15 protein-coding genes are annotated in these 17,249 nt (G+C 57.7%); 8 read left to right on the forward strand and 7 right to left on the reverse strand.

Annotation, left to right across the window (positions count from 1 at the left end; translation table 11 throughout):
* Positions 1–34: 34 nt before the first annotated feature.
* On the reverse strand, positions 35–343 hold the full coding sequence (locus tag IAE38_RS01275) for a hypothetical protein (RefSeq protein ID WP_201163527.1): 309 nt from the start codon (positions 341–343) through the stop codon (positions 35–37).
* Positions 344–638: 295 nt separating this feature from the next.
* Entirely contained in the window at positions 639–902 is a 264-nt protein-coding gene (locus IAE38_RS01280) for a hypothetical protein (protein ID WP_060481956.1), read from the reverse strand.
* 240 nt (positions 903–1,142) lie between these two features.
* Here IAE38_RS01280 and IAE38_RS01285 point away from each other — a divergent pair, with 240 nt between their 5' ends.
* On the forward strand, positions 1,143–1,400 hold the full coding sequence (locus IAE38_RS01285) for a hypothetical protein (protein WP_201163487.1): 258 nt from the start codon (positions 1,143–1,145) through the stop codon (positions 1,398–1,400).
* A 495-nt stretch (positions 1,401–1,895) separates the two neighbouring features.
* Here the strand turns inward: IAE38_RS01285 and IAE38_RS01290 are convergent, their stop codons facing one another.
* From IAE38_RS01290 to IAE38_RS01300, 3 genes are all read right to left on the reverse strand, one after another.
* The gene (locus IAE38_RS01290) at positions 1,896–3,170 is read right to left on the reverse strand and encodes a Y-family DNA polymerase (RefSeq protein ID WP_201215405.1); all 1,275 of its coding nucleotides are present in this window, start codon (positions 3,168–3,170) and stop codon (positions 1,896–1,898) included.
* Positions 3,160–3,588: a LexA family protein gene (locus IAE38_RS01295; protein WP_201215407.1), complete on the reverse strand. Its 429-nt coding sequence runs from the start codon at positions 3,586–3,588 to the stop codon at positions 3,160–3,162. Before IAE38_RS01295 ends, IAE38_RS01290 begins: the two co-directional genes overlap by 11 nt.
* A 107-nt stretch (positions 3,589–3,695) precedes the next feature.
* Positions 3,696–4,697, reverse strand: a complete 1,002-nt coding sequence (locus IAE38_RS01300) for a sensor histidine kinase (protein WP_201215409.1) — start codon at positions 4,695–4,697, stop codon at positions 3,696–3,698.
* 146 nt (positions 4,698–4,843) lie between these two features.
* Between IAE38_RS01300 and IAE38_RS01305 the strand changes: the two genes are divergently transcribed.
* The gene (locus IAE38_RS01305; RefSeq protein WP_201215411.1) at positions 4,844–5,164 is read left to right on the forward strand and encodes a YceK/YidQ family lipoprotein; all 321 of its coding nucleotides are present in this window, start codon (positions 4,844–4,846) and stop codon (positions 5,162–5,164) included.
* Positions 5,165–5,250: 86 nt separating this feature from the next.
* Here the strand turns inward: IAE38_RS01305 and IAE38_RS01310 are convergent, their stop codons facing one another.
* Positions 5,251–5,763: a GrpB family protein gene (locus IAE38_RS01310; protein ID WP_201215412.1), complete on the reverse strand. Its 513-nt coding sequence runs from the start codon at positions 5,761–5,763 to the stop codon at positions 5,251–5,253.
* Positions 5,764–6,237: 474 nt separating this feature from the next.
* Here IAE38_RS01310 and IAE38_RS01315 point away from each other — a divergent pair, with 474 nt between their 5' ends.
* Positions 6,238–7,824, forward strand: coding sequence for an ABC-F family ATPase (locus IAE38_RS01315; RefSeq protein ID WP_028634169.1), 1,587 nt, complete (start codon positions 6,238–6,240; stop codon positions 7,822–7,824).
* On the opposite strand, the gene IAE38_RS01320 is transcribed toward IAE38_RS01315, so the two are convergent.
* The gene (locus IAE38_RS01320) at positions 7,806–8,846 is read right to left on the reverse strand and encodes an alpha/beta hydrolase family protein (RefSeq protein WP_201215413.1); all 1,041 of its coding nucleotides are present in this window, start codon (positions 8,844–8,846) and stop codon (positions 7,806–7,808) included. The genes IAE38_RS01315 and IAE38_RS01320 overlap by 19 nt on opposite strands.
* A gap of 194 nt (positions 8,847–9,040) precedes the next feature.
* Here IAE38_RS01320 and yghU point away from each other — a divergent pair, with 194 nt between their 5' ends.
* The 5 genes from yghU (at position 9,041) to IAE38_RS01345 (ending at position 17,237) form a co-directional block, all read left to right on the forward strand.
* Complete coding sequence (gene yghU / locus IAE38_RS01325) at positions 9,041–9,880, forward strand: glutathione-dependent disulfide-bond oxidoreductase (protein ID WP_201215414.1); 840 nt, start codon at positions 9,041–9,043, stop codon at positions 9,878–9,880.
* Positions 9,881–10,394: 514 nt separating this feature from the next.
* On the forward strand, positions 10,395–12,557 hold the full coding sequence (locus IAE38_RS01330; RefSeq protein ID WP_201215415.1) for a type VI secretion system Vgr family protein: 2,163 nt from the start codon (positions 10,395–10,397) through the stop codon (positions 12,555–12,557).
* Complete coding sequence (locus tag IAE38_RS01335; protein WP_201215416.1) at positions 12,554–13,489, forward strand: DUF4123 domain-containing protein; 936 nt, start codon at positions 12,554–12,556, stop codon at positions 13,487–13,489. Before IAE38_RS01330 ends, IAE38_RS01335 begins: the two co-directional genes overlap by 4 nt.
* Positions 13,489–16,299 (forward strand): toxin VasX, encoded by a 2,811-nt coding sequence (locus IAE38_RS01340; RefSeq protein ID WP_328822882.1) that lies wholly within the window; start codon positions 13,489–13,491, stop codon positions 16,297–16,299. Before IAE38_RS01335 ends, IAE38_RS01340 begins: the two co-directional genes overlap by 1 nt.
* Positions 16,296–17,237 carry a DUF6708 domain-containing protein gene (locus tag IAE38_RS01345; RefSeq protein WP_201215419.1) on the forward strand — a complete coding sequence of 314 codons (942 nt, stop codon included), beginning with the start codon at positions 16,296–16,298 and terminating at the stop codon, positions 17,235–17,237. Before IAE38_RS01340 ends, IAE38_RS01345 begins: the two co-directional genes overlap by 4 nt.
* The last annotated feature ends 12 nt before the right edge of the window (positions 17,238–17,249 follow it).

Here is a 17,249-nt window from a genome sequence, read left to right on the forward strand (position 1 = left end):
AGTCATAGGGCTGCCTCCAGCCAACGCGCCATCCTCAGCGAAACCTGAGCTTCACGACTTTGCTCAAGGCCCAGCCGCCGAAGACATAGAACGCGTCCAGGTAAAAGCGCCCTGCATAGTTGGGCAGTGGCTGCTGATTCATAAGCTGCTCTGGCCCGGGCGCTGGCGGCAGAAGCGCATAAATGCCATTGGGGGCCACGGCCAACGCAATCAGCAGCGCGTACGTGATGACCTGTATGAACTTGGCACGCCCCGCCGCTTTACCGGACCACTTGAGCCCATAAAACGCGACCAGGCCGGCAACGGGCAACACCCAGAAGTGCGTCGGTATCCCGATGAACATTTCGGCTACAACGCTTCGTGCCTGCACAACAACCACCTCCGTTAAAAGGGCCGATTATTGCGGGCGCGCAGGGCAAATGCAAAACCTGATCAGTTAGCCATCGCAGGGTGTGCAGCTGCGTTGTCGCGCAGCGCGCTGATTTCGCGAGTAAGCCACGCCCCCGGTGGGAGCGGGTTTACCCGCGAAGGTAACAGCGCGGTGTATGACACCGGCGCCGCCGGTGTTCGCGGCTGAAGCCACTCCCACAGGCCTCTGCTAAATCAACACATTACGTGCAGTTCTATGCCACTGCGGATTAAAGGTCCTTCTTGACCTCTTTATCAATATGCTTGCCCGCCTTATGGCGTTCTTTGTTCAGGTGGCTGGCGCCTTTATCTATTTCCTTGCCATCATGTTTAACGCCTTTGCTGATTTCCTTACCGGCGTGATCGGCGCCCTTATCCACTTCACGGACATCGTGGCGAACACCTTTCGCTACATCCCCTTCTGCTTGCGCGGCGGACATCGTCATGACGGCGGCGAAAGCAATGGCAACAGCGGCAACCGTTTTCTTGAGCATTTCAGCGCTTCCTTCAAAAGAGTGTGGAGGTTCCCACACCCCAAACATAGATGATGGCTTGCGGATAAACCACGATGTGAAAATAGTTTAACGCGCGGTTCGGCGCTGGGTTTGCATCCAGTGTGGATGCAATGCCAGTACCCCGCCTCACTCCAGCATAGTAGCGTTGGCCATTCGACGAACTGTCTCGGTCCGTTGCATCTGCCCACGGACCGGGCCTCTCACGAACTAGGAAGTCAAATGGAACATGTTCAAACCGTCAATCAAGAGGCACTAGACCACGCCCTGATAGCGTTTTCTCGCTACAAAATCGGTGAAATAAAGTTATTCGATTTGGAGTGCGCCATGAGTTTTGAGGCGGGCGAAGCCCTGTCGCGTAGCGGACTGGTGCGGTTCTCGATAAGCAAAATGCCGTCAGGACGCTACCGCATCAGTGACGAAGGTGAGAATGCGATCACCGAGGCGGGCCGCGCCCGCCTTCAAGTTATCAGAGGCTAACCACGTGCCCACGGCCAAATGAGGCGCAAGCAAAAAGGGCGGGCCAGTTCCGCCCCTTTTTCAGGCGCCCTGATTCCAGTGCACGGCGATCGCCAGCACGGTAAACACCAACACCGCTTCGACGACCAGATAAACCCCGTAAAAGTCTTCCGAAAACATGTGACTGAACCTGCTGGCAAGGGTCGATATTCTTTCACCCCGTGCTGGGCACGCGGTGCGAAGATCAGAGCAACTGCCGGGTGAAGAAGTTCACCCATGCTCGGGGGAAACAGGGCAGAAACGCTTCAGCCATCACTCGGCGCCGGGTGGAATACCGTCTTTGTTCTTGTCCTTCAGGCGTGCCTTCTCTTCTTCGGTCGAGTGGGCAGGCACCTGGTTGTCCTGCTGGTCACGTTTTGGCTCGGTCATGTCGCTCTCCTTGGGTTGATGAGCATTGGGCACCCTGGCAGCCCGGCAGTTCGCCAAATCTTCGCGTTCATTACGGGGTAGGCCAGTTCAGCCTCTGATGGTCCACAGCTGATCGATACGTGTCGTGTAAGACTGGCTCATCATTTCTCTTTTCATACCCCAGGCAGGTACCCGCGGCACGCTGGCAACCCGCAGCGTTCCCCTGCCCCACCGCTGATTGATGTCATCCATCACCTGCATCGCCCGGTCACGGGTCGGCGGCTGTCGCGCCGCGAACAGGTCACCTGAAAAGTCGCCAGGGGCTCGCAGGTCCATCAGCAGTACCTCGGCTTTGCTGTAACGAAACCCGGGCCTGAACACCCGCTCGACCGCCTGGCTGGCCAGCCGCGTCATCAACAAGGTGTCACAGGTAGGGTATGGCAGTTCAACCAGCGCGCCCTGTGCGTGATGCGCTTCATTGGGGTTGAACATGCCGGTGCGGATGCTCACGCGCATGCGCTTGCACAGCGAGCCCTGTGCCCGCAGCTTTTGCGCAGCGCGCCCCACATAAGTGGCCACTGCCTGCTTGATCGACGGCAGGTCGCTCAAGCGTTCACCAAACATACGGCTGCTGCAGATCTCATGCTTGGCCATCTCCACATCCTCCAGCTCCAGGCACGGTGTGCCCCCCAGTTCACGGGCGGTCTTTTCCACCACCACACTGAACTTCTGCCGCAGGGTACGGGCGTCGGCCCTGGCAAGGTCCATTGCCGTGTAGATGCCCATGGCCTCCAGGTGGGCGGTCATCTTGCGGCCAATACCCCACACATCACTGGCCTTGGAGTTACGCAACACCCAGTCACGCTTGACCGGGTCGGTGATGTCGATCACACCGTCCGTTTGGCTCAACAGCCTCTTGGCCATGTGATTGGCCAGCTTGGCAAGCGTCTTGGTACCGGCGATGCCTACGCCTACAGGGATGCCGGTGCATTGCAACACGCGAGTACGCAGGCTGTTACCGAACTGCGTGAGGCCTTGCTGAATACCTGACAGGTCGGCAAAGCACTCGTCGATGCTGTAAACCTCCAACGCCGGCACCATGCCCTCGATCAGCGTCATCACACGCTCGCTCATGTCCCCATACAAGGCATAGTTGCTGCTGAACGCGACAACGCCATGCCGACGAAGCTTTTCCCGCGCCTGAAAGTACGGCTCACCCATTTTCACGTAAGGCTTGGCGTCGTATGACCTGGCGATCACACAGCCATCGTTATTGCTCAGGACCACGATCGGCGTCTTGGCCAGGTCTGGCCTGAATACCCGTTCGCAGCTCGCATAGAATGCGTTGCAATCGATCAGTGCGAATACAGGCTCACTGCGCATGGTCGCGAACGCTGTAGCGCACTACGCCCCAGACCACCATATCATCCCCTTCTCCGACATGACGTGGCGGGTAGTTACTGTTCTCGGACTTGAGCATTATCACGCCGTCACGGCGATGAAGACGTTTGCACACCGGCTCGCTGTTCAGGGCGGCAATGACGATATCGCCGTGCTCCGGTTCACGCCCACGGTCCACGATAACGATATCGCCCGAATAGATACCCGCCCCTTGCATGCTGTCCCCTTCCACCCTCACCAGATACACATGAGGGGCGCGGATATCGAACAGCTCATCGAGGGAAATGTGCCCCTCCATATGATCTGCCGCAGGGGATGGAAAACCGGCGGGAACATGGAATGAGTAGAGCGGGAATGGGCCAGTGCTACCGAGCGGCCAACCCAGAAAAGTGATGCTCATGGAAAGAGGTCCAATGCGAACTGTATGCATATACAGTAAATCTCGCATCGGTAGCCTGGTCAATCTGGATAAGCGGATTTCGGACGGACGAGGTCGCGCCGATGGCGTTAACCTGCGAGCGGCAGTTTCAGGTGCGCAACAAGCCCCTCACGGCGCCAGTTCCAGGTGACCTCACCACCCGCGGCCCTGGCCAGCCGCTCGATCATCGTCGTGCCGAAGCCAGCCTCGCCGCTGTCTGCTGACACCTCCGGGCCCCCTGATTCGCGCCAGTGCACTTGCAGCACCTGCTCGTGTATCGACCACTGGAAATGTACCAAGCCCTCCATGGCCCCCAAGGCGCCATACTTGATGGAGTTAGTGGCGAGTTCGTGGATACACAGCGCAAGTGTGTTGCGCAAGCGCGCGGGCAACGGGTGCCCGGGCCCGCTGATTCGGCATTGGGCTACATAAGGGCTCAACACCGAGCCTGCCAAAAGCGCCATGTCGACCGCGGCCCCGTCAGGGTTGTCGAGTATCACGCCATAAGCCCGTGATAGCGCACCCAGCTTGGCATTGACGATGCTGGCGACACTGTCGGTGGCTGCCGTCGCCCTGGCCTCGCGGTCCGCCATGGATACCACAGCCTGCACCACCGACAGCAAGTTCTGGATGCGGTGAAGCATCTCGCGGGACAACAACTGTTCCCGCTCAAGGGCCAGGTCCAGTTCTTTGCGCAGCAAGGTCTGCTCAGTGACGTCCCTGGACACGCAGTGAACCGACACCACCTGCCCCTGCAGATCGGTTACAGGCGTAAGCAGGTTGTCCCAATGGAACACCCGCTGTGCAGAGGCGCTGTGGCCAGAAAACCTGGCTACCTGCCCGGCCAATGCCGCCTGCAAGGACGCTTGGGCGGATGGCTGCACGGGCACTGGCAACAAGGGAACCCACGGTAGGCCTTTAACCTGTTCAGCCGGTATTCCCAGTGCAGCGCAACCTGCCTTGTTCATTGCCAGCAAGGTGCCGTCAGGTGCCAGTATTTTCACGCAGTCGGGGGTTGCGTTGAGCATGGCAGTTTTCACGGCACGTTCGGCAGCGTTGTTACCGTCATCATCAAGTTGCAATTGATCCACCGCTGCGAGCCTGCCCTGTTTACCGGCAGGCTAGAGGAATGCCAAGGCGTTCACAATAGCGCGTTGAGCGCTGCACGGGACCACTCCGGCATGAGTGCGCTATGATTCGGCCATCATCGACGGCGCGTTTTCAAAAGGGGAATGCCATGAAACCATGGATGGGGTGCGCACTGGCAGTAGTGCTGAGCGGGTGCGGCACGGTCGCGACGGTATCCGACAAGTCCAAAGCGGTGGACAACCTGGCGAAGTGGGGATCGGAATGCCAGTCGATTCCCCAAGCCTATAGCGGCGTTGCTTACCAGTTCTGCAACCTGAACAGCCCCGAACGGTCGGGCCCTCACTGGTCGGCAGATACGGTTTTCGTGGACATGGGGTTATCGGCCTTGGCGGACACGCTCTTGCTTCCGTACACCGGTTACCAGCAGCTTCGCTGGGGGAGCACCCCGGTCAGACGGTTGGCGTACTAAGGCCTAGTTGTGGGCTTCGATAAGCTGGGATGAAGAATACGGGACTGTCCATTGCAACAACCGACAGACCGGGATATCGACTCCGCTTATGCAGCACAAATGCCGGCCTCTAGCATCGTCGCGATGATGAAGGGCCCCTTTCGCGCCAGGTACTCGGCCATCCCGCCTGTGTTGCTCGCCTCCAGCTCTAGCTTCAGCGCCTGATAGTGCTGCCGAATGACAACGTTACGTTTGAGCAAGTCTCTGAAACCGAGCATGTGGGCGATCGAAACGTGACCTTGCTCACAGACGTGGAGTTTGTGCGTACGAACACCCTTCACGTTGCGCCTGTAGAAATGGTGGCCCTCCGAGAGGTCACTGCCCCGAACGTATCCCAAACCCAACAATATTTCGTCCCGTGTAAGCACGTTGCGATGCTCGTCTACCTCGATGAGGACGTCGATTTCAGGTTTGGCGGCTAATCCCGGCATATCTGTACTGCCAACGTGATGGATAGCAATCAGTTCGTCGTAGAAAGCCGAAGCAATGAGTGGCTCGTCTTTCAGATATTGGGCTAGCCAGGAAAGGCTGTAGGGCATGATCTTGCTGGTCAGTGCCATGGAAAATCCTTGTTGGTGAAGTGTCGTCCGTGGGATTGGCCCATAGGATGCAAGCCTCCTATCAAGCTGATCCTCGTAGCCTAGGGGATGGTCGATCAGGTTCGCAACGGTTTGGCTATGATCCGCACGTGTAGGATTGGTATTTGTGTTCCAGTGGGCTAAAGGTGGGCTGTGGTTCGGCGAACCAAGTGTTACAATCCGCCGCTTACAAGCAGCATCACTGGCGCTGACTCCATGAACGCCGTCAGTATGAAACCCGCCACGCCCACGCGACCCCATGCCTTATGGCAGGCTGAATTCCGCACTCACGACGAAGCGTCGAGCAATTGCTCTCTATCTACGCGAAATGGATCAGCTCCTCCTCGGACTGGAGGGAGCTGGAGAAGCTGCCGCCACTCGTCGAATTGGCCCTGAATTGGCCTGACATGACGAGAGGGCCTAAATACACCTCTGGAACCCCCGCAGGACAAGCACTTGATCTCCACAGCTAACATCACCATGCAGTTCGGCTCCAAGCCGCTGTTCGAAAACGTTTCGGTAAAATTCAACAATGGCAACCGCTATGGCCTGATTGGCGCCAACGGTTGTGGCAAGTCGACCTTCATGAAGATCCTCGGTGGCGACCTGGAGCCTTCCGGTGGGCAGGTCATGCTTGAGCCGAACACGCGCCTGGGCAAGCTGCGCCAGGACCAGTTCGCCTACGAAGAATTTACCGTGATCGACACGGTCATCATGGGCCACAGCCAACTGTGGAAAGTGAAAGCCGAACGCGACCGCATCTACTCATTGCCAGAAATGTCCGAAGAGGACGGCATGGCCGTCGCGGAGCTGGAAACCGAGTTTGCCGAAATGGACGGCTACACCGCCGAATCCCGCGCCGGTGAACTGCTGCTGGGCCTGGGCATCCCCCTGGAGCAGCATTTCGGCCCCATGAGCGAAGTGGCACCTGGCTGGAAGCTGCGCGTGCTGCTGGCGCAGGCACTGTTCTCGGACCCGGACGTGTTGCTGCTCGACGAGCCGACCAACCACCTGGACATCAACACCATCCGCTGGCTTGAAACCGTGCTCACCGCGCGCAATAGCACCATGGTGATCATTTCCCACGACCGTCACTTCCTGAACAGCGTGTGCACCCACATGGCTGACCTGGACTACGGCGAGTTGCGCCTGTTCCCGGGCAACTACGACGAATACATGACCGCAGCCACCCAGGCGCGCGAGCAGTTGCTGTCGGACAACGCCAAGAAAAAAGCCCAGATTGCCGAACTGCAGACCTTCGTCAGCCGCTTCTCTGCCAACGCCTCCAAGGCCAAGCAGGCCACCTCGCGTGCCAAGCAGATCGACAAGATCCAGCTGGCCGAGGTCAAGCCGTCCAGCCGTGTCAGCCCGTTCATTCGTTTCGAGCAGACCAAAAAGCTGCACCGCCAGGCCGTGACCGTCGAGAAGATGGGCAAGGCATTCGATGACAAGGTGCTGTTCAAGGACCTGGGCTTCACCATCGAAGCCGGCGAGCGTGTTGCCATCATCGGCCCCAACGGCATTGGCAAGACCACCCTGCTGCGTACACTGGTCGGTGAAATGACGCCAGACAAAGGCGAAGTGAAGTGGACCGACAGCGCCGAGGTTGGCTACTACGCCCAGGACCACGCCCACGACTTCGAAGAGGACATGAGCCTGTTCGACTGGATGGGCCAGTGGACATCCGGCGAGCAGGTCATCCGGGGCACCTTGGGCCGCATGCTGTTCTCGAACGATGAAATCCTGAAATCGGTCAAGGTCATCTCCGGGGGTGAGCAGGGCCGCATGCTGTTCGGCAAGCTGATCTTGCAGAAACCGAACGTGCTGGTGATGGACGAGCCGACCAACCACCTGGACATGGAATCGATCGAGGCACTGAACCTGGCGCTGGAAAACTACCCGGGCACCCTGCTGTTCGTCAGCCACGACCGGGAGTTCGTGTCCTCCCTGGCTACCCGCATCATCGAATTGTCTGCCGACGGCGTGGTGGATTTCAGCGGTACCTACGACGATTACCTGCGCAGTCAGGGCGTACTGGGTTGATGCACTGCGGCTGAGCGCTCGGCGGGCTCCGGCACGCCCAGCGCCTGGCCAAAGAACACGGCCGTGTCACGTTGCAGCGAATGGTGGATATGCCGACGGTCTACCCCGTCGGCATCCTTGCACAGCGCCGGCATGCGGGCAGACTGGTCTGCATCGCAGTGGGCCATGAACACGAAATGCCCGGCGCCTGCCAGCAGTCGATAGTCAGGGGATTCCGGCAGCTTGCGGGCCAAGGCTTCTGCGTTGCGGTCTACAGCCACTAGCTGATCGCTGTCACCACTGTAGATCAATGCGGGCACGTGCACATCGGCCAGGGCATGGCGGCCAAACAGCAGGCTGAGCGGTGCCATGAGCATCACCGCCCCCACCCGCCCATCGGCTTGTGGGGTCAATTCGCTTCGGTCAGCAATCAATACCCCATGGGTTTTGCACGCATCGGCATCGTTGGGGCGTTCCAGGCAGTACTGCCGAAGGCGGTCCAGATCGGGGCGAGCGCCCGACAGTATCAACGCGGTCTCACCCCCGGCCGAGTAGCCGATCACGCCTACCTTCCCTTCATTCAAATACGGCCCCAGCAAGGCATCATCACGCGCAGCGGTGATCGCGGCGCTGATTTGCAGAGGCCGGCCGTACAGATTGCTCAGCGTGCCCAAACGGCTATGGTCGCGCGCGTTGTCGCCAGGGTGCACGACCGCAACCACGACGAAACCCTGCCGTGCCAGCGACGTGGCCAGGTAATGCAGGGCCAATGGGCTGCCGGTGTTGCCGTGGGAAAGTACCAACAGTGGAAACCGACCCAAGGCAACCGGTGCTTCGTCTGCAACGTCCAGCGGGTAGCCATCCAGGCGACTTGCGTGCGCCTGACCCGTCGCGGGGTAGAAAGCCAAGGCCTGCATAGGGCGAGCATCCACAGGGTCAGCGAGTGTCATGTGGTGCAACCCGGCTACCCAAGGGCTAGCCTCGGCACGGGCCAGAAGCCCACCGAGCAATGCCAGTGCCATCAAGCAGCGAGTGAGAGTCATCGGCCGCCAGCTCCACGTGCGCCTTACCTGCTCCAGCATAGCCCTGCCGTGGCCTGCTGCAGGTGAAAACTCGATGAAAAAATGACGGTACAAGGTTGCAGCGGCAGGTTGCATTTGTGCCGGCCATCGAACCCGTGGCATACATGCAGGTCAACCTGAAGTTATCGTCACGCGCCCTTGAAGGAGAGTCGCCCATGAGCAAACACGCCTATGTACCGCCCAAGGTCTGGCGCAACGAAGCAGCATCCGGCGGCCAGTTCGCCAGCATCAACCGCCCGGTTGCAGGCCCCACCCACGAAAAGGAACTGCCTGTCGGCAAGCAACCGCTGCAGCTTTACTCGCTCGCTACCCCCAACGGGGTGAAGGTCACGATTGCGCTGGAAGAGTTACTTGCCCTTGGCCACGAAGGTGCCGAGTACGACGCCTGGTTGATCCGCATTGGTGAGGGCGATCAGTTCTCGAGCGGTTTCGTACAGGTCAACCCTAACTCCAAGATCCCCGCCTTGCTCGACCAAAGCGTTGAGCCCCCGGTGCGGGTGTTTGAGTCAGGGTCAATTTTGCTGTACCTGGCCGAAAAATTTGGCGCACTGCTGCCACAGGCACCGGCAGAGCGTACCGAAACCCTCAATTGGCTGTTCTGGCAGATGGGCGCAGCGCCCTACCTGGGTGGCGGCTTTGGCCACTTCTACGTGTACGCCCCGGAAAAAATCGAATATGCCATCAACCGCTTTACCATGGAGGCCAAACGCCAACTGGATGTATTGAATCGCCGCCTGGGCGAAAGCCGCTACCTGGGCAGCGAGCAGTACAGCATCGCCGACATTGCCGTGTGGTCCTGGTATGGGCAGTTGGTACTGGGCACCGTGTACAACGCGGCGGAGTTTCTGGCGGTAGACGAATACCCCCACGTATTGCGCTGGGCCAGGGAGATTGCCGAGCGGCCGGCAGTACAACGTGGTACACGGGTAAACCGTACTTGGGGTGATGAAGGCAGCCAGGTTGCTGAACGCCATTCGGCCAGCGATCTGGACTGATGTAATATCCTAGGTCGACAGGATGGTCAGCGCTCGATAGAGCGCTGCCACTTTGAGATCGACAACGTTCTACTCAAGAGCTGGCTAATAAAAGTCATGAATAAACTCTGACAGGCCTTTGCTCAATTTGAACAAGTGTTCGCCGTTGAGTAGTCAATGGCATGCATGTAATAAAATCCACCTGTAGCACTCTCAAGATCCTCCCTACCCTGCACGCGCCATCTGTCGCCGCGCCTTGCTGCCTAACACTAGTACGCCAGAAACCCTTATTCAAGAAAATATTGATTTACATTTTATCGCTCGCCATAAGCGCTACGAAAAGTGCATCGTTAAAAGCACATGACGCGAACAGGCGGGTTGATTTTTATATCAGGAAAGTTCCTACACTAACTTCCTACAAAAAATTCCTAACGTCGCGCAATATCAGAAGCTTCCTACAAACATTCTCCGGTTATCCGTAGAGCTCAATATAAGATTCATCGGGCTCTTTAAAACTAATACCCTTGGAGTGGCCATGCCAAAGCACAGTGATTTGAGTTACAGCTTTCAAGCGCTGCAAGGGCGTAGTGAGTTCGAGGTGGTTTCATTTGAGTTGGACGAGGCTATCAGCACCCCCTTTCAACTGAAACTCGAACTGGTCAGCTTCGAAGATGATGTGGATTTCGGGCAATTGCTCGACAAGCCGGTGCTGTTTACCCTGTGGCAAGGGGAACGGGCACTGCGTCATGTGCATGGCTTGGTCAGCAGCTTCAGCCAGAGTGAGACGGGTTTCTACCGTACCCGGTACCGCGCATTGGTGGAGCCTACCCTGGCCCGTGCTGCGCTGCGGTCCAACTGGCGGATATTCCAGCAAAAAACTGTGCCGCAGATCATCGAGATCATGCTCAGCCGCCAGGGCATTACGGCTTACGAGTTCAAGTCCGTCGACCAGCATCTGGCGCGGGAGTTCTGCGTCCAGGCGGGTGAAACCGACCTGGACTTCATCGCCCGCCTCGCCGCCGAAGAAGGCTTCGTTTATCGCTTCGAACACACGGCTACAACCCATAAGCTGCTGATCAGCGACAGGGTGCTGGCCTTCGGTCTTATCAGTCAGGGTGTACTCAAAACTGATGAAGCTGATACACGCTACCAGGAGCCGTCGGATAAAAAACCCTACGAGGTTTTGTACCACAGCAACAGCGGTGGCGATCAAGCCAGCCCCTGCCTGCACCATCTTCGTTACAGCGAGCAGGTACGCCCCGCCCGCCAGGTGCAGCGAGACTACACGTTCACCCACCCTGCCTACCGCCAGGAGCACCTTGAATACGGCACCGACCTGAAGCACCAATCCACTCAGTACGAACGCTTCGACTACCCGGGCCGCTACAAGCGCGATGCAGTCGGCAAACCGTTTACCGCAACCCGGATCACTGCATTACGCCATGACGCCCGTATCGCTGAAGTGGCGGGTGACGATGTACGGATCCAGCCAGGCTTGAGCTTTACCCTGACCGAGCATCCGCGAGAGAACCTGAACATGCACTGGCGGGTCACCCGCATTCATCATGAAGGGGCACAACTGACCAGCCTGGAGGACGAAGCGGCCGGGGCTCAACAAGGCACCTGTTACGAACAGCAGGCCGTGCTGGTACCCGGCAGAAGCGAATGGCGGCCGGCGCCCTTGCCCAAACCGCGCATTGACGGCCCGCACATGGCGACAGTAGTAGGCCCCAAAGGCGAAGAAATCTATTGCGACGAATGGGGCCGCGTGAAAGTCAGCTTTCCATGGGACCGCGAGAGCGAGGACAACGAGTTCAGCTCCTGCTGGATACGTGTGTCCCAAGGCTGGGCCGGGGGGAGTTGGGGCTCGATGGCCATTCCACGTATTGGCCAGGATGTGGTGGTGCAGTACGTCAATGCCGACCCGGACCAACCCCTGATCACCGGGCGTACCTACTGCGGCAACCAACTGCCGCCCTATGACCTGCCCAAGCACAAAACCCGCATGACCATCAAAAGCCAGACGCACAAGGGTGACGGCTTTAACGAAATGCGGTTCGAGGATGAGCTGGGTCAGGAAGAAGTGTTCATCCATGCTCAGCGGGATCAGAACAATATCGTCAAGCACGACGAGACAACCCGCATAGGTAATAACCGTGAGGAACAGGTTGAACATGATGAGTCCATCGTCATCGGCAACGACCGCAGTGAGTCGGTGGGCAACGACGAGCGGGTAACCATTGGCCGAGATGCCTTTATCGACGGCAAACGCAATCGGGTGATTAGGGTTGGTAAGGACCACATGCTGGAAGTTGGCAATAATCGCCACGACCGTACTGCTGTGAATCATCTGCATCAGGTAGGCGGTCATCAGCAGACCACCGTGCAGGGGTCTGTGCACTTGGTTGCGGGGCAGGACATTCAGCAGGATGCCAGGCGTCTTCTGGTAAGGATGCAAGACGAGATCCTGCTGGAAAGCGCGGGGGGCACCCTCCTCATCAACGACAGCGGTATCACGCTCAAAGGGGTCGCGCTGCACATCGAAGCCCCGATTGACACGTTGCCCAAAGGTGATGGCAGCGTTCACCCTGCATCAGGTACGCCTGCTCCAGGTGCCGACCTGGACCTCGCATGCGGTATGCGCAGTGATGGCAGTTGCACCCGCACCCCCTGCCCTTGCCGCAAGGTGGGCGCATGATGGACGAAGCGTATGTAAAAGCGGGCTGGCCAAGGCAGCACGTAAAAGTAGTACCACAACCCAATTGGCCTCTGTCGGAAGCTGACACTGCATGGTTGCTGTTGAACGGTAACGATATCCCAGCACTGGCGGATACCATCCGTTCGCTGTCCCCACCTGGCGGGCACCATTGGGTGTGGCGAGGTACCCAGCACGAGTACTCAGGCCGCGGTTACCAGGCAGGCCCTTTGTTGGCGCGCCTCAACTGCGCACTCTTCGAGCAATTTATTGCCTGTTGGGGGCCGGACCAGACTGGTTTGCTGCTGCTGGGGCCAGATCATCACACCCCCCTGTTGCAACAACTTCAGCACGTGAAGCACCTGCGTTCGGCAGACGGCAATACGCTCATGTTCCGCTGGCAAAACCTGCGCAAGCTCGAAGAGCTGTGCGAGGCCTTGCCGCAAACCACGTTGCAGCGACTGTTCAGCCCGATCCGCCAGATGATCTGGCACGGTGGCTTGGCTGCGCACACCTGGCTGCAACAGAGCATTGCGCAGGCGACTGCACCGGGCCTTTCTCCCCCACCCCCGGTGGCATTGACCAGCACAGAGGAGGCAGCCCTCAACAGCGCCTCGCACGCCTTGTTCATGCGCCGCGCCGAGTACCTGCTGAGTGGATACCTGCAGAAGATTGCCGGCGATCGTACGGCCGATGAGATGCGCGAGTACCTCGCCACGCTTGACGAAGAAGGCAGGTACTTCAGGTTTGAGTTTGAAGATGAGCGCATGTACTACCTGCAACTGCGCCTCTTCTACCCCGTTGAACCTTTCATCGAGGATCGAAAGATCCAAGGCCTGTTGCGTGACACTGAACGACAAGGGCGCCAGCGGGGAGTCGAGATCCTCGGGCGGCTGCGAGAAATCTCCACCCCACGGATCAAGGAAACGGCTTGATGGCCCACCACCCTGTTCTCGCGCTACAACCACCCCACCCGAGCGCCCCCCGGGTAGGCCAGGCGATTGCACCACCTCCCTGCGAGCGGGGGATTCCCTTGTACCCCGTTCGCTACGGAGTTGTCGATCAACCCCTGGACAGGGAGGTTTTCCAGACATTGAGCGTGGACCACTATCCGCGCCTGCATTCGGCAAAGCCATACGGCCTGAGGCTGCTGCGCCCCGGTAGCTATGTCTACCTGTTCTATTTTCAGCACGGGCGTATGAAGACACGCCATTATCGGGTGACGGAAGACTTCCGCTTTGCGCACCTGTGGTGGACAGTCTACGACTACAACAGCGACATCCCAGGCAGCTGTGCACGCCCCGATGAGTCACGCGCCTCGCATACCGTACTTGCGCCAGAAACCCACATTGCCGATACGGTCTACCTGCTGGTCAGTGAAACACTGCTCAGCCATGCCACTCTGTGGCAGATCGAGCAAGACCAGGGCGGACTGCGCAGCCAGCTGACAACACAAGTCAAGCCCGCCGAGCCGCCTCAGCAACCACACGTATTCGATTCTGCTTACGCAGGCAATGTACTGCCTGAACTGCAGAACATCGGTACAACCGGCATATTCACGACGTTTTCCGGCGCCTCAGTCCGGCCGGATTTTGCTGCCCGGTACGGCCAGTCGCTGCGCAACCTGGTACGCAACCTGGGGCCGCGCCCGGGGGTCAGCCCACTGGGGGTGGCGCTGCACGATCCGGTCGGCGTGGTCAGCGAATTGCACCACCTGGTAACACTAAGCGTTGAGCGGAAAACCCGCTTCGCCGGCCAGCACGCCCATCGCCTGCAAAGTGCCAAGTTCATTGCCGGTTACTTCCATAGCGCAGAACAAACAGCGAGCACCAACCCTGATATCGCCGGCGCGCTGAATCGCCAGCGCAAGCTGTTGGACTACAACGGCGCAATGCGCTTTCCCACGTGGTACGCCAAGGAGTTGGCTGAATACGACACCACCATCCGAAAACAGGTGATGGACATCATCGCCTGGGTTCGGACCCTCCAGCCAGGTCAGCTATTAAGCCTGGCGTTGAGCACCTTCGACCTAAACGTCAAAGCGGTAGCTGACGCATATGAAGCCGTGGTGTTCGACATCCTAGGTGGCCTGGTTCACTCGGGCGAAGGCCAGCAGCAACTCAACGACGCAGTGATGATGCCGCCCGACACCAGCCCTTTCTGGCTTGCCATCAGCAATGGGAGCCAACTGCTGGCGGACAGAATCAGAGACAAAGGCGGCGAGATCGTCAAGGACACGCTGACGGTACTGGATCAGTACGTGGACGACTATGCAGCAACCCCTGCCACCAACGCCCTGATCGGTCTGCTGCAGGCGCTGCCTGCCAGCCACCCGGCAGATGTGCTGGTTCGGCGCCTGCGGCACGTAGTTGAGGTCCGCTTCAGCGCAACCATCGTGCTGCATGAGATCAGCCTTGCAGAAATGGTGAAGCAGGCTCGGGAGTTTCAGCTGAACCAGGCGCCGGGGAGTGAGTACCTGAAAACATGGGATCTGCCTGAGCCGAAGGTGGGCCGGGTCGATTTTACGGCTCGGGTGAAGGTATATGAGTGGATCAAGGTGGGTGACACCACCTACAAAGAAGTACCAGGCCAGGATGTAAGATCATTGATACATCAAAATCACTCCACTAGTAATATATTCATAAATGCGTGCTCAGCTCTGAGGTCTGCCTTGGGGCCGGCGCTATCAGGGCTGGGAGGATATTTGGCAATAATCGGGTTCGCAAGCGGTATCAGAGGGCTAAAAAATAATAAAGCACCATTACTTGCATACGGAGATTTAGCAGGAGCAACCCTTACCCTCGCAGGAGCCAGCATTGAGTTTGCAGCCGCCATGACATCACTTAGAAGCGTGGCGGACAAAAAAAGCCTTTTACCGAAAGGAATGCGACTGATTTCAAGCCGGTCCGGGACTGCAATGCTGGGCGCTGTCGGAGCCGGACTAGTTTCTATTACTGACGCAGCACGAAGCATATACGCGCTTCGGGAGAGCAACTCGGACCAGGCGGTGATGTACTTGGGGTCAGCTTTGTCAGGTGGAGTGATTGCGCTTGCGACGTGGGCCGGCGGATCCGCTGCCGCCGCCAGTATGGCATTAGGTACAAAAGTCGCCGTGCTTGGACTGACATCGCTGGGCTGGTCCGTGTTAGCCCTAATCGCGCTAGGGGTGGGAATAGCTTTCATGGCTGGCGTAGATGCTACGAAACATGGTCCGATTGACACCTGGCTGAAGCATAGCAACTGGGGAATAAACTACAAAACTTACACCTACAGACAAGAAATTGAAGTAGTTCAAAGGTTATATTATCAGCCACGCCTGTCAGTATTTTGGGAGCACAAGGCAGGCTTTAGGATAGGTACGCTACGTATCCTTTACCAGTTGCCTTTCGTGAAAAAAGAATCTGAATACTTTTTCCAGGCGCGATTAACTTTCATGAGAAATAAACAGCCTCTCACACAGGTCGCAGGCCCTCGAATACACAACAATCTGACCAGCGCTTTCGATCACGAACGAGAATGTCTTGTGACACCTATTTATCATGAAGGCACCTTATCCGGATGGAGTGTGCAATTGCATCAATCCGCCGAGGCTTTTTTCGAGTATTTGTTAATTCCAGACTTAAAGCATCCTAATCTCAGGTTAAGTCAACCCGAGGCGCCCACCCCTCTTCAATTGAAGTTAGACTCTGTGGCATCAGTCCCGCCTAACCTAGCCCTGTTAAACGTCGTCGAAGCACCTAAATGAACATGAAAATAAAACGGCTCCCCGCTCGTTTTCGATTCGGCGGAACGACGCTTGATAAGACAATAGATCTCTCTTCGGGAGCACAACCTGACGGCATTAGACGAGCCAATGAGACGTGCATTGAGCTCGACACCTACGGAAACCTGACGAACGCGCACACTGCTGGCTTCATGGGGGTTTCGATAGTCATTTCCATGCTCATGTCAATGAGCTACTCTGCGGTGTTCTGGAACGATTGGGAAATTTTGTTCGCAATCATAGCTTGGAGTCCAGCCCTGCCATGTTTCGCACTGGCTTTCTACTTAGCTAGCGGAGCGCACCGCTGTCGTGGCACATTTATACGTATCAACCGTATTACCCGAAAAATTTATTACACCCACCCCAAACGTAAAAGTGGATTGCTAGTACTCGACTGGGAAAACATCGAAGCCATTGCAGGCCTAATCCCCGTTGTGACGCCGTACAGCTACACGTCGCGGCATCCTCTCTATCTGGTGGGGGTCGATTACTCGACAGTTCCACCGTCAGAGGTGTGCCTGGCCTGCGGAAACAGCGGCGGATTTGAGGGGAAACGATCGGCCATTGAGCTCTGGCAGTATATCAACCGTTATATGTCGAATGGTCTTGAAGGTTTACCTGCCCCCGCCCCATCACCTGCGCTGTCAAGCAGACAATCATCGGCACTTATGCCGTTTCGACAATGGCTGGCAGACTTTAAAGCTGAGTTGCGCGAACCACGTGACTGGCTCTGGGCGCCGATAATTATACCCTTAAGACTGACTGTGCATTTTTTATGTGCTGTATCTTGCAGTTCGGAAGCTTGGCTCCAATACAACGTCCCCTACGCCTCATTCCCCCATGACAACGATGTACTCTGCGGCTTCGCTAAAAAACGCAAACCTGTCATCCGTGTCAACGGCATCAAAATTGAAGATTGAATCACCTTCTGC

The organism is Pseudomonas sp. S32 (assembly GCF_016648095.1).
GTDB lineage: Bacteria > Pseudomonadota > Gammaproteobacteria > Pseudomonadales > Pseudomonadaceae > Aquipseudomonas > Aquipseudomonas parafulva.